Here is a 24,022-nt window from a genome sequence, read left to right as displayed (position 1 = left end):
TAATCATGTAAGCATGACAACAGACGAAGGTCGCCGCGGACGCCGCGGCGGGTGGCAGGTCGCCGACCTGCCGGACGCGAGCGATGCGTCCGAGTGGTTCCGCGGGCGGTTGCCCGAGGCATGGTTCAGCGCCGTCGACGTGACCGTCGACCGCGAGGAGATCCTGGTGGTGGGCACGCTCGCCGCCGACGACGTCAGCGGGAGCGAGGCCGAGGGGCGCATCGGCCGGTTCCGCTCCGAGACCCGGGACGCGCGCATCGAGGTCGCGCTCGAGGCGCAGGCGCGCTACGGCCGCAAGGTGTCGTGGGGGGCGCGGCTCGGCGACACCGAGGCGTTGTTCACCCACGTCGCCGCCCCGGTGATGACCCGGCTGCGACAGCCCGAGCGCCGGGTCCTCGACACCCTCGTCGACGCGGGTGTCGCGCGGTCCCGCTCCGACGCGCTGGCGTGGTCGGTGCGGCTGGTCGGGGAGCACGCCGACGAGTGGCTCGGCCAGCTGCGCGACGCGATGGCCGAGGTCGACAAGCTGCGCGGCGAGGGCCCGACCCTCTGACGCAGCGATCGCGTAGACGCGCGGACACAACCCCGGTCGCATGATCCACCGAAGCGCGGCCGTGGTCGGATGTCGGATGTTCTGTCCGCGCGTCCACGCACTAGCGTCGTGGGCATGACGATCGAGCGGCCCGCGACGACCTTCCGCAACGACGAGGTCGGCATGCTCCGCTCGTTCCTCGACCACTACCGGGCGACGATCCGGCTGCAGGCGTCGGGCCTCACCGACGAGCAGCTCGACCAGCCCTTGGCGCCCAGCGACCTCACGCTCGGCGGGATGCTCGCGCACCTCGCGTTCGTGGAGGACTACTGGTTCTCCTACAACCTCGCGGCTCACGAGCCGGCCGCGCCGTGGGACACCGCGCCGTGGGACGACGACCCCGACTGGGACTGGCACAGCGCCGCCGGCCGGTCCCACGGCGAGCTCGACGGCCTGCTCGTCGCCGCCATCGAGCGCTCCGACGAGTGCCTCGACGCGATGCTGACCGCGGACCCCGACCTCGGGCGGCCCGTCGCCCTTCCCCGGCCGCCGGGGAAGGGGGAGACGGCGTCGATCCGCTGGGTGCTGGTCCACATGGTCGAGGAGTACGCCCGCCACGCCGGCCACGCCGACCTGATCCGCCAGTCGATCGACGGCGCGACGGACGTCTGAGGCCTCCTCAGGTCTGCTCGTGCAGGCAGAGCACGTTGCCGGAGGGGTCCTTGAACCACGCGGCCTTCTCGGAGCCGAGCACGCAGACGTGGTCGACGGTGCGGAGCTCGGGCAGGTCGTAGTCCTCGAAGACGACGCCCCGGTCCTCGAGCTCGCCGATCTCGGCGGCGATGTCGTCGACCTCGAAGCTCATCGCGGTGCTCGCGGAGGGGAGGCTGTCGGGGCGGGGCAGCAGGACGAGCGTCGAGCCGCCGTCCAGCGCGTAGAGCGCGCTGCCCTCGTCGTTGGTGCCGGTGTAGTCGAGCCCGAGGGACTCGGAGTAGAACGTGCGGGCGCGGTCCACGTCGGTGACCGGGAGCATCATCGAGACCGTGCGGTGCGTGAGCGACATGTGCGCCTCCCTGGTGCCGGGTCCTCCCAGTGTGCGCCCGCCGGACGTCGGGCGGGAGACTGCTCCAGACCGGTGGACCACGGAGGAGGACGAGATGATCATCAGGACCGCGACCTCGGACGACTGGCCCGCCATCTGGCCGTTCTGGCGCGATATCGTGGAGGTGGGCGAGACGTACGCCTACCCGCTGGGCGCGACCTCGGAGCAGGCGCGCGACTGGTGGATGGAGCAGCCACCCGGTGAGACCGTCGTGCTGGAGGAGCAGGGTCGGGTCCTCGGGTCGGCGAAGATGGGCCCCAACCGTCCCGGTCGGGGCGCCCACGTCGGCACCGCCTCGTTCATGGTCTCCGCCGACGCCCGCGGTCGTGGCGTCGGCCGGCTGCTGGGCGAGCACGTGGTCGCGTGGCACCGCGACCACGGCTTCGCGGGCATCCAGTTCAACGCCGTGGTCGAGACCAACGCCGCCGCCGTACGCCTCTGGCAGGACCTGGGCTTCGAGATCATCGGCACGGTGCCCCGCGCCTTCGAGAGCCCGAGCCGGGGCCGGGTCGGGCTCCACGTGATGTACCTCGACCTGGGCTGATCACCGGCGAGGGGGCAGCGGACCCGCGCGCGGTCTGGTGGAATGTGCCCATGGCCGACCCGATCCGCGTCTACCTCCTCGACGACCACGACGTGGTCCGCGAAGGACTCAAGTTCCTCCTCGAGCAGCAGGAGGACATCGTCGTGGTGGGGGAGTCCGCCACCGCCACCGAGGCCACGGCCCGCATCCCGGCCATGCGCCCGGACGTGGCGGTGCTCGACGCGCGCCTGCCGGACGGCTCCGGGATCGAGGTGTGCCGCGCCGTGCGGGCCGTCGACCCCGGCATCAACGCGCTGATCCTCACCTCCTACGACGACGACGAGGCGTTGTTCGCCGCGATCATGGCCGGCGCCGCCGGCTACGTGCTCAAGGAGATCCGCAGCTCCGACCTGGTCGCCGCGATCCGCCACGTGGCGTCCGGTAAGTCGCTCATCGACCCGGCGATGACCGCGACGGTGCTCGAGCGGATCCGCAACGGCCCCGGCACGCCCGACGAGCTGGCCTCGCTGACCGACCAGGAGCGCGTGCTGCTCGGCCACATCGCCGAGGGACTGACCAACCGGCAGATCGCCGAGCAGATGTTCCTCGCCGAGAAGACGGTCAAGAACTACGTCTCGAGCATCCTCGCCAAGCTCGGCCTCGAGCGGCGTACTCAGGCGGCCGTGCTGGCCTCCAAGCTGCTCGGCGACCTCCCTCGCTGAGACCCTCGCTGACAGTCCCTCGGCGCTGGGGACCTAGGTCCCGGCGACGTGGTGACCGGCGACCCTGCTGCCCGAAGCCGGGAGAAGCGACTCTGGTGGTGACCCGGAAACCCACCACCAGAGGAGGAGATGACGATGAACGTCATCCACCGCCAGCACCACATCAGCACCGAAGGCGTCACCACCTCCGAGACCGAGGAAGTCCGCAACCACGGACTGGCCCGCGCGCTCGCCGTCCTGCGGATCGCCTTCGGAATCACCTTCCTCTGGGCCTTCCTCGACAAGACCTTCGCACTCGGCTTCGGGACGGGCGCCCAGTTCGCCGAGGACGGATCCCGCACGGGGATCGACTTCATGGCCCAGGACGCCGCGTGGCTCAACGGCGGCAGCCCCACCGAGGGATTCCTGACCTTCGGCGTCCCCGCGGACAACCCCCTCCAGGGGATGTTCAACTCCATGGCCGGACAGGCCTGGGTGGACTGGCTGTTCATGATCGGCCTGCTCGGCATCGGCGTCACCCTCCTGCTCGGGGTGGGCATGCGGATCGGCACCGCCGCCGGCGCCCTGATGTACGCCTTCATGTACGCCGCAGTGCTCCCCCTGGAGAACAACCCGGTCGTCGACGACCACCTCGTCGGCGTGATCGTGATGGCTGTCCTCGCCCTCGGCGCGGCCGGCACCACGTGGGGGCTGGGTCACTGGTGGAACCGCACGGACCTGGTGCAGAAGTACCCCGTCCTGAGGTGACACCAGTCCCTCACCGGACCCGGCGCCTCCCCCGGCGCCGGGTCCTCTGGCGTGCCGGCGCACCGATTGCTCAGCGCAGCGGCACGCGCCAGAGCAGGACGGTGCCGCGCTCGCCCGCGGTCGCGACCTCGAGCGACCCGCCCAGGTCGTCCGCCCGCCGGCGGGCGTTGCGCAGGCCGCTCTCGGACACCTCGTCGGGCAGGCCGACCCCGTCGTCGGCGACCCGCAGCTCGAGCAGGTCCTCGGAGACGACCACGTCGACCTCGGCGCTGTCGGCCAGCGCGTGCCGCGCGACGTTGGAGACCGCCTCGCGCAGCACCGCGAGCAGCTGGGCCCCGAGCCCCGGGGGGACGGCCGTGTCGACCGGCCCGGTCGTGCGCACGGCCGGGGTGAACCCCAGCACCGGGACGTACTCCTTGACCAGCTTGCGGACCGCGGCCCGCAGCGAGTCGCCGCGCCGGTCCTGGAGCTCGAAGATCGTGCCCCGGATCGCCTTGATGGTGTCGTCGAGCTCGGCGACCGACTTGTCGAGCCGCTCGGCGACGGCGCCGCCGCCGGTCATCGCGGCGACGCCCTGCAGCTGCAGTCCGGTGGCGAAGAGCCGCTGGATGACGATGTCGTGCAGGTCGCGCGCGATCCGCTCGCGGTCGGAGATGAGTGCGAGCTCCTGACGGTCCGAGAGCGCCTGCGTCCGGTCGAGGGACAGCGCGACCTGGTCGGCGAAGCCGGCGAACAGGTCGCGCTCCTGCACGTCGAGCAGGCCGGCGCCGGGGTGCGAGACCGCGACGAGCGCGGTGACCGGCGCGAGGTGCGAGCGCAGCGGCACCACCACGAGGGGTACGCCGGCCTCCGAGGTGGTGACCGCCGAGGCGCTGGTGCCGGGCTCGACGGTGGCGCGGGCGTCGGAGAGCACGTCGGCCACCCACGCGTCGTCGGCGTCCGGTGCGACGCTGACCGTGTCGTGCTCGGGCCCCAGCGACGACCAGAGCGCGACGGCCCGCGCACGCGAGACCTGGCGCGCCGTGGAGACGATCTCGGGGAGCACGGCGTCGAGGTCGACCGGGGGCTGGAGCAGCTCAGCGAGCTCGGCGGACGCCTCCAGCCACTGCCGGCGCCGCTCGCTGAGCGCGAACGAGCGTGCGTTGCTGATGACGTAGCCGGCGGTGCGGGCGAGCTCCTCGACCAGGCTCTCGTCGGCGTCGGTGAACGGGCCGCCGCCGGTCTTCTCCGTGAGGTAGAGGTTGCCGAAGACGGTGCCGCGGATCCGCACCGGCATGCCGAGGAACGACGTCATCGGCGGGTGGTTGGCCGGGAAGCCGACCGACGAGGGGTGGGCGCTGAGGTCGGTCAGCCGCAGGCCGGACGGGTCGTCGATGATCACACCCAGGATCCCGCGCCCGCGGGGCAGGTCGCCGATGAGGGCGCGGGTCCGGTCGTCGATCCCGATCGTGATGAACTCGACCAGCTCACCGTCGCTGCCCAGCACCCCCAGCGCCCCGTACCTGGCGCCGGTCAGGGCGGTGGCGGCCTCGACGATGCGGGTGAGCACGCTCGCCAGGTCGAGGTCGCTGGAGATGGCGGTGACCGCCTCCAGCAGCGAGCGGGCGTCGGCGCCGAGGTCGGCGGAGGGAGTGTGCGTCACCCGCACATCTTGTCCCGTCCGGGCCGACTCCGTGGAGACCCGGCCGGGACGTGTTGCGCGAGAGCGGCCCGGCTCCTCAGGCCGGGTCGGTGAAGGAGACCGGGGTGCCGGCGGCGCGGGCGTAGGCGATCTCCCGTCTGGTGGACTCCCCGACGTAGCCGCCGGGGTTGACCACCAGGACCCGGTCGGCGAGGTCGATCCTGCGCAGGTGGAGCTCGCCCAGGGCGGCCTTCTGCTCGTCGGTGGGCTCCGCGGCCGCGCCGCGCTCGCCGGTGGGGGCCAGGAGGCCCGGGGCGACGACGATGGCGCCGGCGAGGGTCAGGTCGCGGTTCGCCGCGAGCATCTCGTCGGCGAACCGCATGGAGCCGCAGATGCACACGATCTCGGGCCGGTCGGGCACGGTGCGGTCCTTCGGGTCAGGGGCCATGAGGCATGGAGGCTAACCCGCCTTGGCCGCCGGACCTACGCGAGCCGGCGTACGGGGAGGTGCTGCCACGGGTCCCAGTTGCCGCCCAGCTGGCGGCCGCTGACCTCGGTCCACGGGATGCGGACCACGAGGTTGCGCTGGCCGGTCGCCCAGGGACGGGGCTGCCAGGACCGGGCGATCTCGGCGAGCTCGTCGGGGTCGTCGACGAAGGTGCCCCGACCGCGCACGACGACGCTCCACCCGCGCTTGAGCTCGTAGTCGAACTGGTCGACCTCGAAGCACAGCTGCGCGTCGCGGCCGTACGTCCCGAGCAGGCTGTAGGCAGTGGTGCGGATCAGGATGGACTCTCCGTCGACGCCGTAGTTGACCGGGATGATGTGCGGTCCGGTGGGAGTGGCGACGGCGACCCGGCCTGCGACGCCGGCGACGAGCAGGCGGGCGCAGTCCTCCCGGGACAGGTCGTGGGTGGTGTGCATGGGGGCCTCCTGGATCGTGACCTCCAGCGTCGCTCGGACCCGCTGGTCGAGGGAGGGTCGAAGGTCCCGACGCGGCAGGGACGGGAGTCGCTGGTCCGAGCCGTCGTCGGGCCCCGACGTTGACCGGCGGGTCTAGCGTGGAGGACGTGACCCAGCCGCAGACCTCGCAGCCCAGCCAGCACCCCGCCGCCAGCACCCTCGGCGAGCTCCGCGCGAGCGGCCACGAGCGCAAGTCGCTGCGCCGGGAGCTGCGCGACAACCTGCTCGCGCGGCTCGCGGCCGGCGACGACCCCTGGCCTGGCCTCCACGGCTTCTCCGAGACCGTCGTCCCCCAGGTGGAGCGGGCGCTGCTCGCCGGGCACGACATCGTGCTGCTGGGCGAGCGCGGCCAGGGCAAGACCCGGTTGCTGCGCTCGCTGGTCGGGCTGCTCGACGAGTGGACCCCGGTGATCTCGGGGTCCGAGCTGGGCGAGCACCCCTACGAGCCGATCACGGTGACGTCGCAGCAGGCGGCAGCGACGTACGGCGACGACCTGCGCATCTCCTGGCGCCACCGCGACGAGAGGTACGCCGAGAAGCTGGCGACGCCCGACACGTCGGTCGCCGACCTGATCGGCGACGTCGACCCGATGAAGGTGGCCGAGGGGCGCCACCTCGGCGACCCGGAGACCATCCACTTCGGCCTGATCCCGCGCAGCCACCGCGGCATCGTCGCGATCAACGAGCTGCCCGACCTCGCCGAGCGGATCCAGGTCGCGATGCTCAACGTGATGGAGGAGCGCGACATCCAGATCCGCGGCTACATCCTGCGCCTGCCCCTCGACGTGCTCGTCGTCGCCAGCGCCAACCCGGAGGACTACACCAACCGCGGGCGCATCATCACCCCGCTCAAGGACCGCTTCGGCGCCGAGATCCGCACCCACTACCCGCGTGAGGTGCACGAGGAGATCGCCGTCATCGAGCAGGAGGCCGACCTCGTGGCCGAGGTCCCGGCCTACCTGCTCGAGGTGCTCGCCCGCTTCACCCGCCACCTGCGCGACTCGCAGTCGGTCGACCAGCGCTCCGGTGTGAGCGCCCGCTTCGCGATCGCCGGGGCCGAGACCATCGCGGCCGCCGCGCTGCACCGCGCGACCACGCAGGGCGAGGACGAGGCCGTCGCCCGCGTCGTCGACCTCGAGACCGCCGTCGACGTGCTGGGCGGCAAGATCGAGTTCGAGACCGGCGAGGAGGGCCGGGAGGCCGAGATCCTCACCCACCTGCTCCGCACGGCCGTCGCCGAGACCGTGCGCGCCCACCTCGCGGGCATCGACCTGCGCCTGCTGGTCGAGGCCATCGAGGAAGGCGCGATGGTCGGGACCGGTGCCCGCGTCGGCGCCCGCGACTTCCTCGCGGGGCTGCCTGTCCTGGGCGAGTCCGACCTCTACGACGCGGTGTGCGAGCGCCTCGGCGCCACCAACGACGGCGAGCGGGCGGCCGCGATCGAGCTGGCGCTGGAGGGGCTCTACCTGGCCCGCAGGATCGGCAAGGACACCGACGGCGGCGAGACCTTCTATGGCTGACTCCGCCACGGCCGGCGTGATCACCGTACGCGTCGGCACCACCGCCGACATCCCGGCGTTCCGGGCGCTCGGGGAGGCTGTCGTGCCACCGACCTACGGCCCCATCGACGCGGCGTACGCCCAGCGGATGCTCGACGAGTGGTGGGTGCCCGAGCGCTTCGAGGCCTCCCTCGCGGTCAACGCCCACCTCGTCGCCCAGCACGAGGGCCGGGTCGTGGGGATGGCGGCGTTCGGCCGGCTCTCGCGCTCGCACCGCGACTTCCCGCACGTCATTGGCGACCGTGAGGTGATGTGGAAGCTCTACGTCCACCCAGACCACCACGGCCACGGCATCGGCAGCCGGCTGCTCGCCGAGGTGGAGGCGATGGTCGAGGGCGAGGAGCTCTGGCTCGAGGTCGTCGACGGCAACGACCAGGCCTTCGACTTCTACCGCGCACGCGGCTTCCGTGAGGTCGAGCGGGTCACCGACCGCGAGTGGCCCGACGACATCTGGCTGCGCAAGACGCTGGCGGGTGCGCGGTGAGCCGGTTCCGCAGGTACGACGGGGGCGACCCGCTCGCGCCGCCGGTCGACCTCGCCGAGGCGCTCGACGCCATCGGCCAGGACGTGATGGCCGGCTACTCGCCCGAGCGCGCGATGCGCGAGTTCCTGCGTCGCGGTGGGACCGACCAGGCCGGACTCGACGAGCTCGCCCGCCGTGTCGCCGAGCGGCGCCGCGAGATCCTGCAGCGCAACGACCTCGACGGCACGATGCGCGAGGTCAAGGAGCTGCTCGACCAGGCCGTGCTCGCCGAGCGCGGCCAGCTGGCTCGCGACATCACGATGGACGACGGCGACCGGGCGTTCCGGGAGATGCAGCTCGCCAACCTGCCGGGCTCCACGGCTGCGGCGGTCAGCGAGCTGTCGGACTACGACTGGCAGTCCGGCGAGGCGCGCGAGGCGTACGAGCAGATCAAGGACCTGCTCGGCCGCGAGCTGCTCGACCAGCGCTTCGCCGGCATGAAGCAGGCACTCGAGGGCGCCACCGACGAGGACCGCCAGGCCGTGCAGGAGATGCTGTCGGACCTCAACGACCTGCTCGAGAAGCACGCCGCCGGCGGGGTCACGGACGAGGAGTTCCGCGACTTCATGGACAAGCACGGCGACTTCTTCCCCGAGAACCCCCGGGACATGGACGAGCTGCTCGACTCCCTGGCCCAGCGCGCGGCTGCCGCGCAGCGGATGCTGAACTCGATGACGCCCGAGCAGCGCCAGGAGCTGATGGAGCTCTCGCAGCAGGCGTTCGGCTCACCGCAGCTGATGGAGCAGCTGGCGCGGATGGACGCCAACCTCCAGGCGCTGCGCCCCGGCGAGGACTGGTCGGGCTCGGAGAGCTTCGAGGGGGAGCAGGGGATGGGCCTCGGCGACGGCACGGGCGCGCTGCAGGACCTCGCCCAGCTCGACGCCCTCGCCGACCAGCTCGCCCAGTCGCACCACGGCGCCCGGATGGACGACGTCGACCTCGACGCCCTGTCCCGTCAGCTCGGCCCCGACGCGGCGGTGGCGGCGAAGACCCTCCAGGAGCTCGAGCGCGCCCTGCGCGACAGCGGCTACCTCAAGCGCGGGTCCGACGGTGAGCTGCGGCTCTCGCCCAAGGCGATGCGCCAGCTCGGCAAGGCGCTGCTGCGCGACGTCGCGGACCGGATGAGCGGCCGCAGCGGCGCGAGGGAGACCCGTACGACGGGCCTGGCCGGCGAGCCGACCGGCTCCAGCCGGCGCTGGGAGTTCGGCGACACCGAGCCGTGGGACGTGCCGCGCACGATCACCAACGCGGTGCTGCGCGACCCCCAGGCTCTCGGTGGTCGAGCAGGCGGCGAGGGACGAGCGGGCGTGTCGAGACTCCGGATCCAGGTCGACGACATCGAGGTCGTCGAGACCGAGGCCCGCACCCAGGCGGCCGTGGCGCTGCTGGTCGACACGTCGTTCTCGATGGCGATGGACGGGCGGTGGGTGCCGATGAAGCGCACCGCCCTCGCCCTGCACCAGCTCGTCCGCTCACGCTTCCGCGGGGACGAGCTCCAGCTGATCGCGTTCGGCCGGCACGCGCAGGTGATGGAGATCGAGCAGCTGACCGCGCTCGACGCCCGCTGGGACAAGGGCACCAACCTGCACCACGGCCTGCTGCTCGCCAACCGGTTCTTCCGCAAGCACCCCAACGCCCAGCCGGTGCTGCTCGTCGTGACCGACGGCGAGCCGACCGCGCACCTCGAGCCCGACGGCGACGTCTGGTTCTCCTACCCGCCGCACCCGCTGACCATCGCCCACTCCGTGCGCGAGCTCGACGCGGCCGCCCGGCTGGGCGCGCAGACGACGTTCTTCCGCCTCGGCGAGGACCCCGGGCTGGCCCGCTTCATCGACTCGATGGCTCGACGGGTCGACGGCCGGATGGTCAGCCCGGAGCTCGACGACCTCGGCGCCGCGGTCGTCGGGTCCTACCTCGACTCGCGCGGCCCGGCGTCGTCCTACCGCGACCACTTCGGGGACCTGTACGGCGGTGGGCGGGGGTTCTGGGTCTAGGAGCCCGCCGCCGCGCCCGTGGAGGTGGCGGCACATTGCAGGTCCTCGCCGCGCGGAGCGGCAATGTGCCGCCACCGTCGCCCCGAGCCCCGTCGTGGGTGGCGGCAGTCTGCAGGCGGGGAGGTCGTGGGAGTGCGATGTGCCGCCACTACGAGTCGGCGCAGCAGGCGTCGGAAGTCAGGCAGGAGGCGGTGAACCCGCCGCCTCGAGCATCCGCAGCAGCTCGGCGCCCATGTGCTCGATGACGGCCTGGAGCGCCTTGGCCGGGCGCACCATCACGGTGAAGTCGACGATCTGCCCGTCGTCGTCCCACGTGATCATGTCGATCCCGGACACGTCGAGGCCGCCGACCTCGGTGCGGAACTGCAGCACCGCCGAGTCCTCGCCGAGCCACTCCCGCTCGTAGGCCAGGTGCGGGCCGAGGACGATGAACGCGGCGGTGAGGTAGCCGACGACGGTGTCCCGGCCGACCTGCGGCGTGTGCACCGCCGGGCTGCGGAAGACCGCGTCCTCGGCGATCAGTCCGGGTAGCCCGGCCGGGTCCCGGCTCTCGACCACGGCGTGCCAGCGGGCGAGGGCTGCTGCTGCGTCCATGGCGCCATCGTGTCACCGGCCGGTCCGGTTCACCCGCCGGCCGGCGCCGCGACCAGCGGCACGCTGCTCGCGGCACCGGTCGGGACCGCGGTGTACGCCGCCGCGCCCGGGATGCTGTGGCCGCTGATGGCTGCGGTGGCCCTGCTCGCCGCGACCGTCGTGCTGCTCGCGCACCGCCTGGCGGGCCGGCCCGCGGTAGTCCAGTGACGAACCGTCGGTCCGGGTAGTCCAGTGACGAACCGTCGGTCCGGTAGTCCAGTGACGAACGGTCGTCGGGGGACGGTCTGGACAGCAGGTCGCCACTGGACTACCGGAGCCGGACAGCACCTGGCCACTGGACTACCCGGGGTCAGGCCTCGGCGAACCCCGGCAGCGACTCCTCGAGGATCGCGCGGAAGGGCGCGGTGGTGTTGAGCTGGCTCAGCAGGCCGATCGCGCCGATCCAGGTGCGGTGGATCAGCAGGTAGGACGTCGGCAGGTTGAGCTTCATCGCGAGGGTGAAGGACTCCGAGCGAGGGTCGTTGACCCGCTCGAACTGCTCACGCATCCACTCCCGGGTGAAGGTGAAGCGCTCCTGCGCCGCAGGCTCGATGAAGGGCGCGAGGTACTCGAGGACCTGTCGCGGGTCCACCTCGATCCGGTCCTTGATGAAGCCCTCGGCCCGCAGGCCGGCGACCAGCGACTCGTCGTCGTTGTCCAGCGCGATCCGCATCAGGCGACCCGTGGCGACCGGCATCCCGCCCTCCTCGAGCCGGGCCACGGCGCCGAAGTCGAGGACGCCCAGCTTCCCCGGGCCGCCGTCGGCGGCCGGCAGGACGCGGAAGTTCCCGGGGTGCGGGTCGGCGTGCAGCATGCCGGTGCGCGCCGGGCCCTCGAAGAGGAACCGCACGAACAGCTCGCCGTAGTGGTCGCGCTCCTCCTGGGTGCCCTCGCGGATGACGTGCGCCAGCGAGTACGGCGAGTCCATCCACTCGGTCACGAGAACCTCGTTGCCCACCGCGACGACCCCGGGGACCACGATGTCGGGATGGTCGGCGAAGGCCTCGGCGTACGCCGACTGCGCCTCCGCCTCGAGGTGGTAGTCGAGCTCGTCGGCCGCACGCGCCTGGAGCTCGGCGACGAGCGGCTTGATGTCGAGGCCGGGGAAGACGGGCGCGACCCCGCGGGCGAGGCGGGAGATCTGCCGGAGGTCGGCCATGAGTGCGTCGCCGGCGCCGGGGTACTGCACCTTGACCGCGACGTCGCGCTCGGTGGCGTGGTCGTCCCCCTGCTCGTCGAGGTGGTCACGCCAGCGACCGCGGTGGACCTGGCCGATGGACGCCGCGGCGGTGGGCGCCCCGTCGAGCCACACGAGCCGGTCGCGCCAGTCGGCGCCGAGGTGGGTCGTCAGCTGCTCGCGCACCGTCGCGGTCGGCATCGGGGGAGCGGAGTCCTGCAGTGCCGTGAGCTGCTCGCGGTAGGGGGCGGCCACCTCTTCCGGCAGCGCGGACTCCAGCACGCTGAGGACCTGGCCGAACTTCATCGCGCCGCCCTTGAGCTCCCCGAGGGTGCGGAAGAGCTGCTCGGCGGTGCGCTGCTGGACGTCGGTGAGCACCGCCTCGGCGGGCGCCCCACCCAGCCGCCTGCCGAAGCCCAGGGCCTGGCGCCCGGCGTACCCGAGGGGGAGGGCGGCGAGGCGGGCCGTACGGGCGGCGGCCTTGCGTGGGAGCTCGGTCATGGTGCCCATTGTCCCTACCCGCACAACGACCCTCCTCCGGTGCGCACGGGGAGGACCTCGGAGCGACCGCGCGGACCCCGGGCGTGACCTGGCGCACGGTGGCTCGTTGAGGGGGGCGATGACCTCGACCCCTCGGGAGGAACACGTGCGCTCCACCTCGCGTCTCACACCACTGCTCGCCTGCGCGGCCAGCGTCCTGGCGGCCTCGGCGACCTTCGCGGTCGGCGGCACGGCCACCGCCGCCGCCTCGACAGAGCAGGCCGACGTCTCCGACTTCCTGGCCGGCCAGCTCCCGGGTCTGACCGGCCGGACCACGGTGTTGGTGCACGGCACCTCGATCGCCGCTGCCCGCGAGGCCGTCGCGGCGACGGGCATGCAGGAGGCCGGTGAGTTCGAGTCCATCGGCGTGGTGATCGCCCACGCGACGAAGAGTCAGGTCCAGGCCGTACGCAGTGCGCCCGGCGTGACGTACGTCGAGGGAGGCGAGCAGCCGATCGAGTTCTTCCAGGAGACCTCCAACACCGCCACGCGCGGCGCCGAGGCTGCCGCGACGCTCACGGGTGCCGACGGCTCGCCGCTCACCGGCCGGGGCGTCAGCGTCGCCGTGATCGACTCCGGTGTCGACCCGACCCACCCCTACTTCCGCGAGGCCGACGGCTCGAGCGCCGTCGTCGCCAACCTCAAGGCGCTGTGCGAGCCGCTGACCGAGACCTGCTCGGTCCAGCGGGTCCCCGGCTCCGTCGACACCGACACCCTGTCCGTCGGCGGCCACGGCACGCACGTCAGCGGCATCGTCGCCGGCCGTCCGACCACGCTGACCGACGGCGGGGAGCTCCAGGGCGCCGCCCCCGGCGCCAAGCTCGTGTCGATCTCCACCGGTGCCGGCATCGTGATCCTCGGCGCCGACTCCGTGCTCAACTGGGTGCTGGAGAACCACGAGGCGCCGTGCGGCCCGGCCGTCCCCGCGTCGACCTGCCCGCCGATCAAGGTCACCAACAACTCGTACGGGCCCTCCGGCGGCGGTGAGTTCGACCCCGAGTCGGCCACCGTGAAACTCCAGCGCGCGCTCGCCGCCGAGGGCGTGGTCACGGTCTGGGCCGCCGGCAACGACGGCGGCGACGGTTCGGAGAGCCTGACCAACCCGCCCGGCCAGGACCCCACCGGGGGCATCCTCTCGGTCGCGTCCTACTACGACCAGGACACCGGCACGCGTGACGGCGTGGTCTCCGACTACAGCTCGCGCGGCCTCGCGTCCGACGCCTCGACCTGGCCGGACATCTCCGCCCCGGGCGAGAACATCACGTCGTCGTGCCGCCTCTACCTGGCGATCTGCTCGACCGGGCTCGACTTCCGCAACGGCCCCGGTGCGCTCGACATCGGCACCTTCAACACGATCAGTGGCACCTCGATGGCGGCCCCGCACGTCGCCGGCATCGTCGCGCAGCTGTTCCAGGCCGACCCCGCCGCCACCCCCGCCGAGATCGAGCGGGCGCTCAAGGTCTCGGCGCACAAGTTCACCGACGGCGCCGGCTACGAGGCCGGTGACGGTGGGACCACGTCGTACGACAAGGGCCACGGGCTCGTCGACGTCGTGGCGGCAGTCGCGGCCCTGGGGTGACGGGAGCGTCGCTGCCAGGCTGAACCAGTCCTCCTGGGGGAGGGCCGTCGCTCAACAGGGGGGCGACGGGGCAGGCGGGCGAGGGGCTGCGGCCCCCGCCCGCCTCTGGTTTGCTGGACCGCGTGGAGCTCGAGTTCAGCGGCGAGGCGGTGGAGTGGCGCGGCCCCGCGCCCTACGTCTTCGTGCCGCTCCCACCCGACGCAGCGGACCTCGTCGACGAGGTGAAGGCCGACGTCGTCTACTGGGGTGTCGTCCCGGTGCGCGCGTGGGTCGGCGGCACCGAGTTCACCACCGCGATGTTCCCCCGCGAGGACACCTGGTTCCTGCCGCTGAAGGTCGTCGTGCGCCGTGCCGAGGGCGTGGAGGTCGGCGACGCGGTCGACGTACGGCTGCAGGTCGGCCGGTAGTCAGGCAGGGGCGGGAGCCGTACGGGTCCGGCGGGTCGTCAGGTAGAGGCTGAGCGCGACGTAGTAGACGACGTAGGCCACGGTGATGGCCAGCCACACCGGGCTGGGGTCGGGCAGCTGGGCGACCAGGACTCCGTAGCCGACCAGCCAGAGGCAGGTCAGGACGAGGGTGGTCGACTGCAGCGTGGTGGTGCGCGACGGGTAGACGTAGCCGACCGGCACGAAGACGAGCACCGCGCACACCAGCAGCACGACGGCGACGGCCGTGGTCGACAGGTCGAGCACGACGACGTAGAACGCGGCGATGTTCCAGTAGCTGGGGAAGCCGAGGAACAGGTGGTCCTCGGTCTTCGCGTCGACCCGGCAGAACTGGTAGGCCGAGGCGAGCAGCGGGATCACCGCCAGCACCGTCGCCGACGTCCCCTCACCGAGGTAGCCCGCGCTCCACAGCAGGAGCATCGGCATGAAGGCATAGGTGATGTAGTCGACGATGTTGTCCAGGAGCGCGCCGTCGAACGACGGGACGTGGCGCTTGACCTGGACCCAGCGCGCGAGCATCCCGTCGGTGCCGTCGACGACCATGGAGATGAGGAACAGCCAGAGCGCCCGGACGGTGTCGCCCTCGACGATGGCGACGAACATCAGGAAGGCGAGGACGACCCCGGACGCCGTGTAGGCGTGCACCAGCCAGGCGGCGGCGGTGTTTCGGTACTGCGATGGGGCGGCCACGCGACTCCTCGCCTCGGTCGGGTCCTGCTGCGCAAGGCGGATCATGTCAGACGCAGGTGGGATCGGATGCAACCCCGGGCGGCGCGGACGCGTCCTCACCGTGCACCCCGGCTCGCGGGGCGCACGTACGAGAAACGGAAACAGCACCATGCGCAGCACCTTCCTCGGCGCCGCCACACTCACGGCCGCCGCCATCCTCACCCTGGCCCAGCTCGCCCCAGCCCACGCGGACGGCATCGGCGTCAAGGACCCCAAGGACCTCGCCCACGGCGTCGACCTCCGGTCGGTGCAGGTCGAGCACAAGGCCCGCAGCATCGTCGTCACCACGACCCACACCGACCTGCGGCCGTCGTTCCGCACCGGGGCGTCCGGGTCGGTCTTCCTCGACACCGACCCCTCCGACCCGGGACCGGAGTACGTGTTCGCCGGCGGCTACTTCATGGGCACCGACTACCAGCTGCTCGCGATCGAGGGCTTCGCCGGCACGAGGGAGGGCACGCCGGTCGACGGTTCGTACGTCATGCGGATCGACTACGACCGCGATCACGTCCGGATGCGGATCGCCCGCGAGGCCCTCGGCTCGCCGGACGAGGTCCGGGTCGCCGTCAAGGTCGCCGGCTCCCGTCCCGACGGCGGCAACACCCGTCGCGACTGGCTCGGCGAGCCGCGCAGCTTCACCGAGTGGGTCGCGCAGTAGAGCGTCTGCCCCGGGGGGTCACTTGACCACCCTGACCTCCTGGGGCCAGCCGCACCCTTCCGCGACCCTCGCGGCCCACTCCCGGGCCTCCTCGATCGTCTCCACCTCGATGATCGTGATCCCTCCGAGGTACTCCGTGGTCTCCGTGTAGGGGCCATCGCTGACCACCATCGTCCCGCTGGTGCCGTCGGCGTGGAACGCGTCGGCGAGGTCCTCCTCCAGGCCGCCGGCGAAGACGAGGACGCCCGCCTCCTGCATCTCGCGGACCACCGCGCGGGACGGTTCCACCCGGGTCTGGTACCACTCGGGCGGGTGGTCCCCGACCCACTGCTGCATGAAGTAGATGGCATGACGCGTCATGGGAGCTCCTCCGTGTGGGCCGCCCCGTGCGGCCCGTCACCACTGTGACGGACGAGAGGCCCCCATATCGACACCCGCCCAGGATCACCGTGCCCGCGCGACACTGGGCAGGTGATCTCCCTCGACCTCGCCCACCGCCTGCACGAGGCCGGGCTCGGGTGGACGCCCGGCAACGGCGACCGGTTCTGGGTTCCCGACCGCGAGCTCGACGACACGGTCTTCACCGTCAGTGACATGGTCGTCGAGGTGCGCGACCTCCCTGCTGGTCGCCTGCTCGCCTTCAACGGCACGACCGAGTGGGCGCTGGACGCGATCGAGGAGCACGAGGCGGTGTGGCTGCCGCGCCTCGAGCAGCTGCTCGAGCTCCTCGGGCCGCGCTTCGTGAGCCTCACCGCACGCTCCGGCGGGCACGTCGTCCGCGTGCGTACGGGGCGCTCCGAGCAGGAGCACGTCGACGTGGGCGCCGCCGACGCCGCCGCGCGCGCGGTGCTGGCCCTGCTCGAGCAGGGCCACGACGTCGGCGACTGACGGCGCTCAGGCCATCTCGGGGAACTTCACGCCCGTGTTGGCGTGGCAGCGGTAGCCGAACGGGTTCTTCGCCAGGTACTGCTGGTGGGCGTCCTCGGCGTAGTAGTAGGGCGTCTCGCTCGCCGGGCGGATCTCGGTGGTGATCTCGCCGAGGCCGCGGCGCGCGAGCTCCTCGCCGTACGCCTTGGTCAGCTCGCGGGCGGTCTGCTCCTGCTCGGGCGTCGTCCAGTAGATCGCCGAGCGGTACTGGGTGCCGACGTCGTTGCCCTGGCGCATCCCCTGCGTCGGGTCGTGGATCTCGAAGAACTTCTTGACCAGGTCGGCGTAGGACACGACGGAGGGGTCGAAGACGACCCGGACGGCCTCGGTGTGGCCGGTGCGCCCGCTGCAGACCTCCTCGTACGTCGGGTGCGGCGTGCTTCCTCCGGCGTAGCCGACGGAGGTGGACCAGACGCCGGGGACCTGCCAGTAGATCTCCTCCGCACCCCAGAAGCAGCCGAGGCCGAGGACCGCGACCTCGTGGCCGGCGGGGACCTCGTCGGTGACGACCGGCGCGTCGAGCACCACGTGCCGGCCCAGGGTCCACGGCTGCTGGGAGCGTCCCGGGAGTGCCTGGTCGGCGGTGGGGAGGGTCGTGGGCTTGCCGAATCCGAACATGGCTCCATTGTCGCGCGCCGGGCAAACCCGTCGCATCTTCAACTGGGCTAGACGTCGTACTACTACCGATGACCGCGAGGCCACGCAGGTGGAGCCTCTGGAGCACCGGTCCCGCTCGGGATCCTAGAGAGAGGCGCCACCACATGTTCCGCAGAGGCAGCTATGCCAACGTAGCGTCGACGCTCGCGCTCATCGTCGCCCTCGGGGGCACGAGCTACGCCGCCGTCGCCATCCCGAAGAACTCGGTCGGGTCGAAGCAGATCGTCAACTCGTCGGTGAAGAGCAAGGACGTCAAGAACGGCACGCTCAAGAGCGTCGACTTCAAGGCGGGCCAGCTCCCTGCAGGCGCAACAGGTCCCGCCGGCCCGGCCGGCCCGGCCGGACCGCAGGGACCGGCTGGCCCGAGTCACGCCTTCGGCTTCTCCTCGTCCGACACCATTGGGTGGGCCGCAGTTCCGGACGAGCCGGTGGTGCTGGCCAGCCTGAACCTGCCCGCAGGCAGCTATGCCGTCACGGGGAAGGCGCTGGCCAACAACAACGACGCCGTCGTCGTCGACACCATCTGCTGGCTCGACCTGGGTGCGGTGACGATCGACAACCCCGCAAAGAAGACGCTGAGCGTGGGGACGGCCTCGGAGGCCGACCGAGGGTTCTTCGTCGTGGCGGGCGTGGGCACCCTCGCGGCGCCCGGTCAGGCGAGCCTGGTGTGCTCCGCGAGCTCGGCCAGCGGGAACTGGCCCAACTACGCCATCACTGCGGTGAAGGTCGGCTCCGTCGGCTGACGCCGCAGGTAGGACTCGACCCAGGGACGACCGCCGCACCGGGCCGCGGCGGCCGTTCCGCTGTCCAGGGCAGCGCCTCAGGGGACTACCCTCGCCGTGTGACCCAGGAACACGCCTTCAAGTCCGGGTTCGAGACGCGTGCGATCCACGCGGGCTACGAGCCCGACGCGATGACCGGGGCGGTCAACCCGCCCATCTACGCCAGCAGCACCTACAAGCAGGACGGCGTCGGCGGCCTGCGCGGGGGCTACGAGTACAGCCGCTCCGCCAACCCCACCCGTACGGCGCTCGAGGGCGCGCTGGCCGCGGTCGAGGAGGGCGAGCGGGGCTTCGCCTTCGCCTCCGGCCTGGCCGCGGAGGACACCATCATCCGGGCGTTGACCCGCCCCGGCGACCATGTCGTCATCCCCGACGACGCCTACGGCGGCACGTTCCGCCTCTTCGACAAGGTCGCCAAGGTCTGGGGCCTCGACCACAGCCCCGCCCCGGTCGCCGACAGCGACGCCGTGGCCGCCGCCATCGAGCCGGGCCGGACGAAGCTGGTCTGGGTCGAGACGCCGACCAACCCGATGCTCACGATCGGCGACATCAAGGCGCTGGCGGCCGTGGCGCACGACGCCGGCGCGCTGCTCGTCGTCGACAACACCTTCGCCTCGCCCTACCTCCAGCAGCCGCTCACGCTCGGCGCCGACGTCGTGGTCCACTCGACGACCAAGTACGTCGGCGGGCACAGCGACGTCGTCGGGGGAGCAGTCGTCGTGCGTGACCTCGACCTCGCCGAGAGGATCGGCTTCCACCAGAACGCCATGGGCGCTGTGGCCGGGCCGTTCGACGCGTTCTTGACCCACCGCGGCCTCAAGACACTGGGCGTACGCATGGACCGCCACTGCGACAACGCAGAGCGCCTGGTGGCGTTCCTCGACGGCGACCCGCGGGTCGCCGAGGTGATCTATCCCGGACTCGCCGCCCACCCCGGCCACGAGGTGGCGGCGCGGCAGATGCGGCGCTTCGGCGGGATGATCTCGTTCCGCGTGACGGGCGGCGAGCAGCAGGCGCTCGCGGTGTGCGAGCGCGCCGACGTCTTCACCCTCGGCGAGTCCCTCGGCGGCGTCGAGTCGCTGATCGAGCACCCCGGGCGGATGACCCACGCCAGCGTCGCCGGCACCGACCTGGAGGTGCCCGCCGACCTGATCCGGCTCAGCGTCGGCATCGAGAGCATCGACGACCTCGTCGCGGACCTCGACCGGGCGCTGGGCTGACGCGTGGACGCACCCGAGGTGCCGGACATCCGGTTCTCGCTGGCCAACGAGCGCACCTTCCTGGCCTACGAGCGCACGGCCATCGGTCTCGTCGCGGCGGCACTGGCGGTCTTCCACCTGCTCGAGCCGTCGGTCGCGCAGAAGGTCCTCGGCCTCCTGCTCCTCGGCTCCGCGGTCGTCGCGGCCGGTGGCGGGTGGCTGCGCTACCGGCAGGCCGACAGTGCGATCCGGGACGGTCGTGACCTGCCGGCCGGCACCACCGTGCACCTCATGGCGGCCGCGGTGCTCGTCGTGATCGTCGCCGCCGGCATCTCGGTGGTGGTGTGAGCACCGACTGCGTCGTCTGCGTCGACTTCGGGTCGACCTTCACCAAGGCGGCGCTCGTCGACCTCGGCTCCGGGGCCCTCCTCGCGACGGCCAGCCACCCGACCACCCTCCCGGACGAGCGTGGGGATGGTGACGTCCTCGACGGGTACGACGCCTGCGTGGCCGCACTCGCCGAGCAGGACCCCCGCGCCAGCGACGCCGACGTGCTGGCCTGCTCGAGCGCCGGTGGGGGCCTGCGGATCGCGGTCGTGGGCAACGAGGAGCTGGTGACGGCCGAGGCGGGGCGTCGGGTCGCGCTCTCCAGCGGCGGGAAGGTCGTGCTCGTGCTGCACGGCGGCCTCGACACCGACAAGCTCGCCGCGTTGCGGGAGGCCGCGCCCGACGTGGTGCTGCTCGTCGGCGGCACCGACGGCGGCAACGCGGAGGTGCTCGAGGGTGACGCCACGTTCCTGTCCCGCGTGCCGTGGACGGGGCCCGTGGTCGTGGCCGGCAACGTCGAGTCGCAGCCCCTGGTGGCCGACCTCCTGACCGCCTCCGGGACGCCGCACGTCCTCGCCGACAACGTCGTCCCGCGCATCGGGGTCCTCGCACCCGACTGCGCACGGCGCGCGATCCGCGAGATCTTCCTCAGCCACGTCATCGGCGGCAAGCACCTCAGCAGCCGTGCCGACGCCCGCGGCCGCACCTTCACCGCGATGGTGCGCGGCGCCACCCCCGACGTGGTGCTCACCGGCGTCGAGCTGCTCGCGCGCGGCCTCGACGACGAGCACCCGGGCGCCGGGGACGTCGTCGTGGTCGACGTCGGCGGTGCCACCACCGACGTGCACAGCGTCGTCGAGCTCGACCCCGAGACGGCGTCCGTCGATGGGCAGGGACTGGCCCGCGAGGTCGTCGCCACCACCCCCGTCACCCGCACCGTCGAAGGCGACCTCGGCATGCGCTGGTCGGCGCTGTCGACGGTCGAGGCCGCCGGGCTCGACGACCTCCACGACGCGGCCGTACGCCGCCGTACGGCCCCCGACCTCCTCCCCGACGCCTGCCCCGACCCCGCGGCCGAGCGCGAGGCGGACCTCGCCATCGCCGCCGCCGCCTGCCGGATCGCCCTCGAGCGTCACGCCGGTCGCAGCAAGGTGGTCGTCAGTCCCGAGGGGCGCGTGGTCGAGCGCAGCGGGAAGGACCTCCGGGAAGTCGACCTGCTGGTCGGCTCGGGTGGGGTGCTGCGCCACGGCGGGCCGGACGCCGTACGCCGGGTCCTGGCGCCGGCGACCGGTGACGCCTTCGAGGGCGGGTGGCAGCTGCCTCGCGACCCGGCTGTCGTCGTGGACCACGACTACGTCCTGGCCGCCGCCGGACTCCTCACCGACGAGCACCCCGTCGCGGCGCACCGGCTGGTGCGCCGCCTGGTCCCGCCCGGCTCCCGTGGCGATCGGTAGCGTGACCACGTGAGCGACCAGCACACGCGCGGGCAGGACGTGCCCGGGACCGCGGCCGACGAGGAGTCGAGGCGCCGGCGACTCTTCCAGGCCCTCGGGCGCGGCGAGGACGAGGACCGGCTCGCCGAGCGGTTCGTCGCGCAGTGGTCGCAGCTGCGGGCCGAGCGCCGGGCCGAGCCGGTCGTCACGACCGGGCCCTCCAACTTCAGCCGTGCCCAGGTGCCGTGGGGCCTGGACCTGGCGGCCGCGTGGTCGTGGCGCCTGGCCGTGATCGCCGTCGCCGGCCTGGGCCTGCTGTGGCTGCTCCGCTTCTTCGCCGTGATCACCCTCCCGCTGGCCATCTCGCTGCTCATCGCCGCGCTCGCCAGCCCGATGGTCCACACGCTGCGTCGCATCGGCCTGCCCCGTGGGCCGTCGACCGGCGTGGTGATGGTCCTGGGGATCGGCACCGTCGCGCTGCTGCTCACCTTCGTCGGCCAGCAGGTGGCGCAGGGTGCCAGCGACCTCGCCGACTCCGTCGTGACCGGGCTCGACCAGGTCCGCGACTGGCTGCGCACCGGCCCCCTCAACGTGTCCGAGTCCCAGCTCGACGGCTACCTCGAGGGGGTGCAGGCCGCGATCTCCGACAGCACCGGCGCCGACGGGATGGTCACCCGCGTCACCGAGGTCGGCACGGCCGTCGGCCACGTGGTCGCCGGCTTCTTCATCGTGCTGTTCTCGACCTACTTCTTCCTCGCCGACGGCCAGCGGATCTGGGCCTGGCTGGTCCGGATCGCGCCGCGGGCCGCCCGTGAGCGGGTCGACGCGTCGGGCCGGGTGGCGTGGGTCTCGCTCACCCAGTTCGTCCGGGCCACCGTCCTGGTCGCGCTGGCCGACGCGATCGGCATCATGCTCGTCGCCTGGTTCCTCGGGGTCCCCTTCGTCGTCGCGATCGGGGTCCTGGTCTTCCTCGGTGCCTTCGTCCCGATGATCGGGGCGACGATCGCCGGGTCCGTCGCGATCCTCGTGGCGCTGGTCGACCAGGGGCCGTGGACCGCCCTGCTGATGCTCGGCGGCGTGGTCCTCGTGCAGCAGATCGAGGGCCACGTCCTCCAACCCTTCCTGATGGGCCGCTTCGTCTCGCTGCACCCCCTCGGCGTGATCGTCGCGATCGGCTGCGGCGTGCTCGTCGCCGGGATCGCCGGTGCGCTCATCGCCGTCCCCCTCGCGGCCGCGGGCAACGCCGTCGCCCAGCACCTCGCGTCCTACACCGCGATCGGCGAGGAGGACCACGACGACGCCCTCGCCGACGACATCGGACCGCCGCCGACCGAGGCCGACGAGCTGCCGCCCGACGACAGCCCGCTCGCCGGCCCCGGGGCGCCCGACGACGACCACCACGACGACCACGGGAAGGACCCGTCATGACCCAGGAGTGCTCCCTGGCCGACATCCTCGCCGCCCGCGAGATGCTCGAGGGCGTCACGGTCACCACGCCCATGGAGGAGTCGCGCTGGCTCTCCGCCCTGGTCGGCGGCCCGGTCTCGCTCAAGTGCGAGAACCTCCAGCGCACCGGCTCGTTCAAGTCGCGCGGCGCCTACGTCCGCATCGCCCGGCTCTCCCCCGAGGAGCGTGCCAAGGGCGTCGTCGCGGCATCCGCGGGCAACCACGCGCAGGGCGTGGCGCTCGCCGCCTCGACGCTCGGGATCGCCTCCACCGTCTTCATGCCGGAGGGAGCGCCCATCCCCAAGGAGAAGGCGACCCGGGGCTACGGCGCCGACGTCGTCTTCCACGGCCGCTACCTCGAGGACTCGCTCGCCGCCGCCCGGGAGTTCTCCGAGCAGACCGGCGCGGTCCTCATCCACCCCTTCGACCACGTCGACATCGTCGCGGGCCAGGGCACGCTGGGCCTCGAGGTCCTCGAGCAGGCGCCCGACCTGCGGACGGTGCTGGTGCCCACCGGCGGAGGCGGGCTGCTGGCGGGGGTGGCGATCGCGGTCAAGGCGCTGCGCCCCGACGTACGCGTGGTGGGCGTGCAGGCCGAGGGCGCGGCGGCGTACCCCGGCTCGCTGGCCGCGGGGCACCCCGTGCCGCTGGAGTCGATGAGCACGATGGCTGACGGGATCGCGGTCGGCCGGCCGGGCGACATCACCTTCGCCGCGGTGCGCGACCACGTCGACGAGATCATCACCGTCTCGGAGGAGTCGCTCTCGCGGGCGCTCCTCGCGCTGATCGAGCGGGCCAAGCAGGTCGTCGAGCCCGCCGGCGCCGCCGCGGTGGCGGCCATGCTCGACAACCCGGCCGGCTTCGAGACCCCGGCCGTCGCCGTGCTCTCCGGCGGCAACATCGACCCGCTCCTGCTGAGCAAGGTCATCCGCCACGGCCTCGCCGCCGCCGGTCGCTACCTCTACCTCCGCGTCTGCATCCCCGACCTCCCCGGCGGGCTCGCGTCGCTGCTCTCCGAGATCGGCGCCGAGGGCGCCAACGTGCTCGAGGTCGCCCACGAGCGGATCTCGCCGTCGCTCACCCTCAACGAGGTCGAGGTGCGCATCCAGCTCGAGACGCGCGGCGAGGCCCACGCCGAGCACCTGCTGGATCGGCTGCGCGAGCGGGGCTACCGGGTCGACTGCTGAGCGAGGCGTACGCCGT

Annotated in this window: 28 protein-coding genes; 19 read left to right on the top strand and 9 right to left on the bottom strand. The window is 72.5% G+C overall.

Annotation, left to right across the window (positions count from 1 at the left end):
• Window positions 1-13: 13 nt before the first annotated feature.
• Window positions 14-553, top strand: a complete 540-nt coding sequence (locus tag IE200_RS13780; RefSeq protein WP_191280065.1) for a hypothetical protein — start codon at window positions 14-16, stop codon at window positions 551-553.
• 114 nt (window positions 554-667) lie between these two features.
• Entirely contained in the window at window positions 668-1,204 is a 537-nt protein-coding gene (locus tag IE200_RS13775) for a DinB family protein (protein WP_191280064.1), read from the top strand.
• A gap of 7 nt (window positions 1,205-1,211) precedes the next feature.
• On the opposite strand, the gene IE200_RS13770 is transcribed toward IE200_RS13775, so the two are convergent.
• Complete coding sequence (locus IE200_RS13770) at window positions 1,212-1,595, bottom strand: VOC family protein (protein ID WP_191280063.1); 384 nt, start codon at window positions 1,593-1,595, stop codon at window positions 1,212-1,214.
• 94 nt (window positions 1,596-1,689) lie between these two features.
• On the opposite strand from IE200_RS13770, the gene IE200_RS13765 reads away from it, so the two are divergent.
• The 3 genes from IE200_RS13765 (at window position 1,690) to IE200_RS13755 (ending at window position 3,626) form a co-directional block, all read left to right on the top strand.
• Window positions 1,690-2,178, top strand: coding sequence for a GNAT family N-acetyltransferase (locus IE200_RS13765; RefSeq protein WP_191280062.1), 489 nt, complete (start codon window positions 1,690-1,692; stop codon window positions 2,176-2,178).
• A 50-nt stretch (window positions 2,179-2,228) separates the two neighbouring features.
• Window positions 2,229-2,879, top strand: a complete 651-nt coding sequence (locus IE200_RS13760) for a response regulator (RefSeq protein WP_191280061.1) — start codon at window positions 2,229-2,231, stop codon at window positions 2,877-2,879.
• 135 nt (window positions 2,880-3,014) lie between these two features.
• Window positions 3,015-3,626 carry a hypothetical protein gene (locus IE200_RS13755; protein WP_191280060.1) on the top strand — a complete coding sequence of 204 codons (612 nt, stop codon included), beginning with the start codon at window positions 3,015-3,017 and terminating at the stop codon, window positions 3,624-3,626.
• 70 nt (window positions 3,627-3,696) lie between these two features.
• Here IE200_RS13755 and IE200_RS13750 read toward each other — a convergent pair whose 3' ends face one another.
• The 3 genes from IE200_RS13750 to IE200_RS13740 form a co-directional block, all read right to left on the bottom strand.
• On the bottom strand, window positions 3,697-5,268 hold the full coding sequence (locus tag IE200_RS13750) for a GAF domain-containing sensor histidine kinase (RefSeq protein WP_191280059.1): 1,572 nt from the start codon (window positions 5,266-5,268) through the stop codon (window positions 3,697-3,699).
• A gap of 76 nt (window positions 5,269-5,344) precedes the next feature.
• Window positions 5,345-5,695, bottom strand: coding sequence for a hypothetical protein (locus IE200_RS13745; protein WP_229856540.1), 351 nt, complete (start codon window positions 5,693-5,695; stop codon window positions 5,345-5,347).
• A gap of 35 nt (window positions 5,696-5,730) precedes the next feature.
• Window positions 5,731-6,171, bottom strand: a complete 441-nt coding sequence (locus tag IE200_RS13740) for a pyridoxamine 5'-phosphate oxidase family protein (protein WP_191280058.1) — start codon at window positions 6,169-6,171, stop codon at window positions 5,731-5,733.
• 146 nt (window positions 6,172-6,317) lie between these two features.
• Here IE200_RS13740 and IE200_RS13735 point away from each other — a divergent pair, with 146 nt between their 5' ends.
• Genes IE200_RS13735 through IE200_RS13725 form a run of 3 tightly spaced genes read left to right on the top strand, consistent with a single transcriptional unit; the run spans window position 6,318 to window position 10,286 of the window.
• A complete protein-coding gene (locus tag IE200_RS13735; RefSeq protein ID WP_191280057.1) occupies window positions 6,318-7,730 on the top strand; it encodes a MoxR family ATPase in 1,413 nt (470 codons plus the stop codon).
• Entirely contained in the window at window positions 7,723-8,253 is a 531-nt protein-coding gene (locus IE200_RS13730; RefSeq protein ID WP_191280056.1) for a GNAT family N-acetyltransferase, read from the top strand. The genes IE200_RS13735 and IE200_RS13730 overlap by 8 nt, the downstream gene beginning before the upstream one ends.
• Window positions 8,250-10,286, top strand: a complete 2,037-nt coding sequence (locus IE200_RS13725) for a VWA domain-containing protein (RefSeq protein ID WP_191280055.1) — start codon at window positions 8,250-8,252, stop codon at window positions 10,284-10,286. The genes IE200_RS13730 and IE200_RS13725 overlap by 4 nt, the downstream gene beginning before the upstream one ends.
• 177 nt (window positions 10,287-10,463) lie before the next feature.
• Here the strand turns inward: IE200_RS13725 and IE200_RS13720 are convergent, their stop codons facing one another.
• Entirely contained in the window at window positions 10,464-10,880 is a 417-nt protein-coding gene (locus IE200_RS13720) for a nuclear transport factor 2 family protein (RefSeq protein WP_191280054.1), read from the bottom strand.
• A 9-nt stretch (window positions 10,881-10,889) separates the two neighbouring features.
• Here IE200_RS13720 and IE200_RS13715 point away from each other — a divergent pair, with 9 nt between their 5' ends.
• Window positions 10,890-11,087 carry a hypothetical protein gene (locus IE200_RS13715; RefSeq protein WP_191280053.1) on the top strand — a complete coding sequence of 66 codons (198 nt, stop codon included), beginning with the start codon at window positions 10,890-10,892 and terminating at the stop codon, window positions 11,085-11,087.
• A gap of 142 nt (window positions 11,088-11,229) precedes the next feature.
• Here IE200_RS13715 and IE200_RS13710 read toward each other — a convergent pair whose 3' ends face one another.
• Window positions 11,230-12,597, bottom strand: a complete 1,368-nt coding sequence (locus IE200_RS13710) for an ABC1 kinase family protein (RefSeq protein WP_191280052.1) — start codon at window positions 12,595-12,597, stop codon at window positions 11,230-11,232.
• Window positions 12,598-12,742: 145 nt separating this feature from the next.
• Here IE200_RS13710 and IE200_RS13705 point away from each other — a divergent pair, with 145 nt between their 5' ends.
• A complete protein-coding gene (locus IE200_RS13705) occupies window positions 12,743-14,215 on the top strand; it encodes a S8 family serine peptidase (protein ID WP_229856538.1) in 1,473 nt (490 codons plus the stop codon).
• 122 nt (window positions 14,216-14,337) lie between these two features.
• The gene (locus tag IE200_RS13700; RefSeq protein ID WP_191280051.1) at window positions 14,338-14,622 is read left to right on the top strand and encodes a DUF1905 domain-containing protein; all 285 of its coding nucleotides are present in this window, start codon (window positions 14,338-14,340) and stop codon (window positions 14,620-14,622) included.
• Here the strand turns inward: IE200_RS13700 and IE200_RS13695 are convergent, their stop codons facing one another.
• Window positions 14,623-15,351 (bottom strand): CDP-alcohol phosphatidyltransferase family protein, encoded by a 729-nt coding sequence (locus IE200_RS13695; RefSeq protein ID WP_229856535.1) that lies wholly within the window; start codon window positions 15,349-15,351, stop codon window positions 14,623-14,625. It abuts the gene before it with no gap.
• A 148-nt stretch (window positions 15,352-15,499) separates the two neighbouring features.
• Here IE200_RS13695 and IE200_RS13690 point away from each other — a divergent pair, with 148 nt between their 5' ends.
• Entirely contained in the window at window positions 15,500-16,048 is a 549-nt protein-coding gene (locus IE200_RS13690; RefSeq protein ID WP_191280049.1) for a hypothetical protein, read from the top strand.
• A gap of 18 nt (window positions 16,049-16,066) precedes the next feature.
• Here IE200_RS13690 and IE200_RS13685 read toward each other — a convergent pair whose 3' ends face one another.
• A complete protein-coding gene (locus IE200_RS13685; protein WP_191280048.1) occupies window positions 16,067-16,408 on the bottom strand; it encodes a YciI family protein in 342 nt (113 codons plus the stop codon).
• A gap of 111 nt (window positions 16,409-16,519) precedes the next feature.
• Here IE200_RS13685 and IE200_RS13680 point away from each other — a divergent pair, with 111 nt between their 5' ends.
• Window positions 16,520-16,936 carry a pilus assembly protein CpaE gene (locus IE200_RS13680; protein ID WP_191280047.1) on the top strand — a complete coding sequence of 139 codons (417 nt, stop codon included), beginning with the start codon at window positions 16,520-16,522 and terminating at the stop codon, window positions 16,934-16,936.
• Between the two features lie 6 nt (window positions 16,937-16,942).
• On the opposite strand, the gene msrA is transcribed toward IE200_RS13680, so the two are convergent.
• Window positions 16,943-17,593: a peptide-methionine (S)-S-oxide reductase MsrA gene (msrA, locus tag IE200_RS13675; protein WP_191280046.1), complete on the bottom strand. Its 651-nt coding sequence runs from the start codon at window positions 17,591-17,593 to the stop codon at window positions 16,943-16,945.
• Between the two features lie 143 nt (window positions 17,594-17,736).
• On the opposite strand from msrA, the gene IE200_RS13670 reads away from it, so the two are divergent.
• From IE200_RS13670 to ilvA, 6 genes are all read left to right on the top strand, one after another.
• Complete coding sequence (locus IE200_RS13670; RefSeq protein ID WP_191280045.1) at window positions 17,737-18,375, top strand: hypothetical protein; 639 nt, start codon at window positions 17,737-17,739, stop codon at window positions 18,373-18,375.
• Window positions 18,376-18,473: 98 nt separating this feature from the next.
• Window positions 18,474-19,634 carry a cystathionine gamma-synthase gene (locus IE200_RS13665; RefSeq protein WP_191280044.1) on the top strand — a complete coding sequence of 387 codons (1,161 nt, stop codon included), beginning with the start codon at window positions 18,474-18,476 and terminating at the stop codon, window positions 19,632-19,634.
• 3 nt (window positions 19,635-19,637) lie between these two features.
• Window positions 19,638-19,961, top strand: a complete 324-nt coding sequence (locus IE200_RS13660) for a YidH family protein (protein WP_191280043.1) — start codon at window positions 19,638-19,640, stop codon at window positions 19,959-19,961.
• The gene (locus IE200_RS13655; RefSeq protein WP_191280042.1) at window positions 19,958-21,394 is read left to right on the top strand and encodes a glutamate mutase L; all 1,437 of its coding nucleotides are present in this window, start codon (window positions 19,958-19,960) and stop codon (window positions 21,392-21,394) included. Before IE200_RS13660 ends, IE200_RS13655 begins: the two co-directional genes overlap by 4 nt.
• A 9-nt stretch (window positions 21,395-21,403) precedes the next feature.
• Window positions 21,404-22,801 carry an AI-2E family transporter gene (locus IE200_RS13650; protein ID WP_191280041.1) on the top strand — a complete coding sequence of 466 codons (1,398 nt, stop codon included), beginning with the start codon at window positions 21,404-21,406 and terminating at the stop codon, window positions 22,799-22,801.
• The gene (gene ilvA, locus IE200_RS13645; RefSeq protein WP_191280040.1) at window positions 22,798-24,006 is read left to right on the top strand and encodes a threonine ammonia-lyase; all 1,209 of its coding nucleotides are present in this window, start codon (window positions 22,798-22,800) and stop codon (window positions 24,004-24,006) included. Before IE200_RS13650 ends, ilvA begins: the two co-directional genes overlap by 4 nt.
• The last annotated feature ends 16 nt before the right edge of the window (window positions 24,007-24,022 follow it).

The organism is Nocardioides flavus (ex Wang et al. 2016) (assembly GCF_014653115.1).
GTDB classification, from domain to species: domain Bacteria; phylum Actinomycetota; class Actinomycetes; order Propionibacteriales; family Nocardioidaceae; genus Nocardioides; species Nocardioides flavus.
This window is presented reverse-complemented; position numbering and strand designations above follow the sequence as displayed.

Coding starts and splice junctions, on each gene's coding strand:
- IE200_RS13780 (WP_191280065.1), top strand. CDS start 14: ATGACAACAGACGAAGGTCGCCGCGGACGCCGCGGCGGGTGGCAGGTC.
- IE200_RS13775 (WP_191280064.1), top strand. CDS start 668: ATGACGATCGAGCGGCCCGCGACGACCTTCCGCAACGACGAGGTCGGC.
- IE200_RS13770 (WP_191280063.1), bottom strand. CDS start 1,595: ATGTCGCTCACGCACCGCACGGTCTCGATGATGCTCCCGGTCACCGAC.
- IE200_RS13765 (WP_191280062.1), top strand. CDS start 1,690: ATGATCATCAGGACCGCGACCTCGGACGACTGGCCCGCCATCTGGCCG.
- IE200_RS13760 (WP_191280061.1), top strand. CDS start 2,229: ATGGCCGACCCGATCCGCGTCTACCTCCTCGACGACCACGACGTGGTC.
- IE200_RS13755 (WP_191280060.1), top strand. CDS start 3,015: ATGAACGTCATCCACCGCCAGCACCACATCAGCACCGAAGGCGTCACC.
- IE200_RS13745 (WP_229856540.1), bottom strand. CDS start 5,695: ATGGCCCCTGACCCGAAGGACCGCACCGTGCCCGACCGGCCCGAGATC.
- IE200_RS13740 (WP_191280058.1), bottom strand. CDS start 6,171: ATGCACACCACCCACGACCTGTCCCGGGAGGACTGCGCCCGCCTGCTC.
- IE200_RS13730 (WP_191280056.1), top strand. CDS start 7,723: ATGGCTGACTCCGCCACGGCCGGCGTGATCACCGTACGCGTCGGCACC.
- IE200_RS13720 (WP_191280054.1), bottom strand. CDS start 10,880: ATGGACGCAGCAGCAGCCCTCGCCCGCTGGCACGCCGTGGTCGAGAGC.
- IE200_RS13710 (WP_191280052.1), bottom strand. CDS start 12,597: ATGACCGAGCTCCCACGCAAGGCCGCCGCCCGTACGGCCCGCCTCGCC.
- IE200_RS13690 (WP_191280049.1), top strand. CDS start 15,500: ATGCGCAGCACCTTCCTCGGCGCCGCCACACTCACGGCCGCCGCCATC.
- IE200_RS13685 (WP_191280048.1), bottom strand. CDS start 16,408: ATGACGCGTCATGCCATCTACTTCATGCAGCAGTGGGTCGGGGACCAC.
- msrA (WP_191280046.1), bottom strand. CDS start 17,593: ATGTTCGGATTCGGCAAGCCCACGACCCTCCCCACCGCCGACCAGGCA.
- IE200_RS13670 (WP_191280045.1), top strand. CDS start 17,737: ATGTTCCGCAGAGGCAGCTATGCCAACGTAGCGTCGACGCTCGCGCTC.
- ilvA (WP_191280040.1), top strand. CDS start 22,798: ATGACCCAGGAGTGCTCCCTGGCCGACATCCTCGCCGCCCGCGAGATG.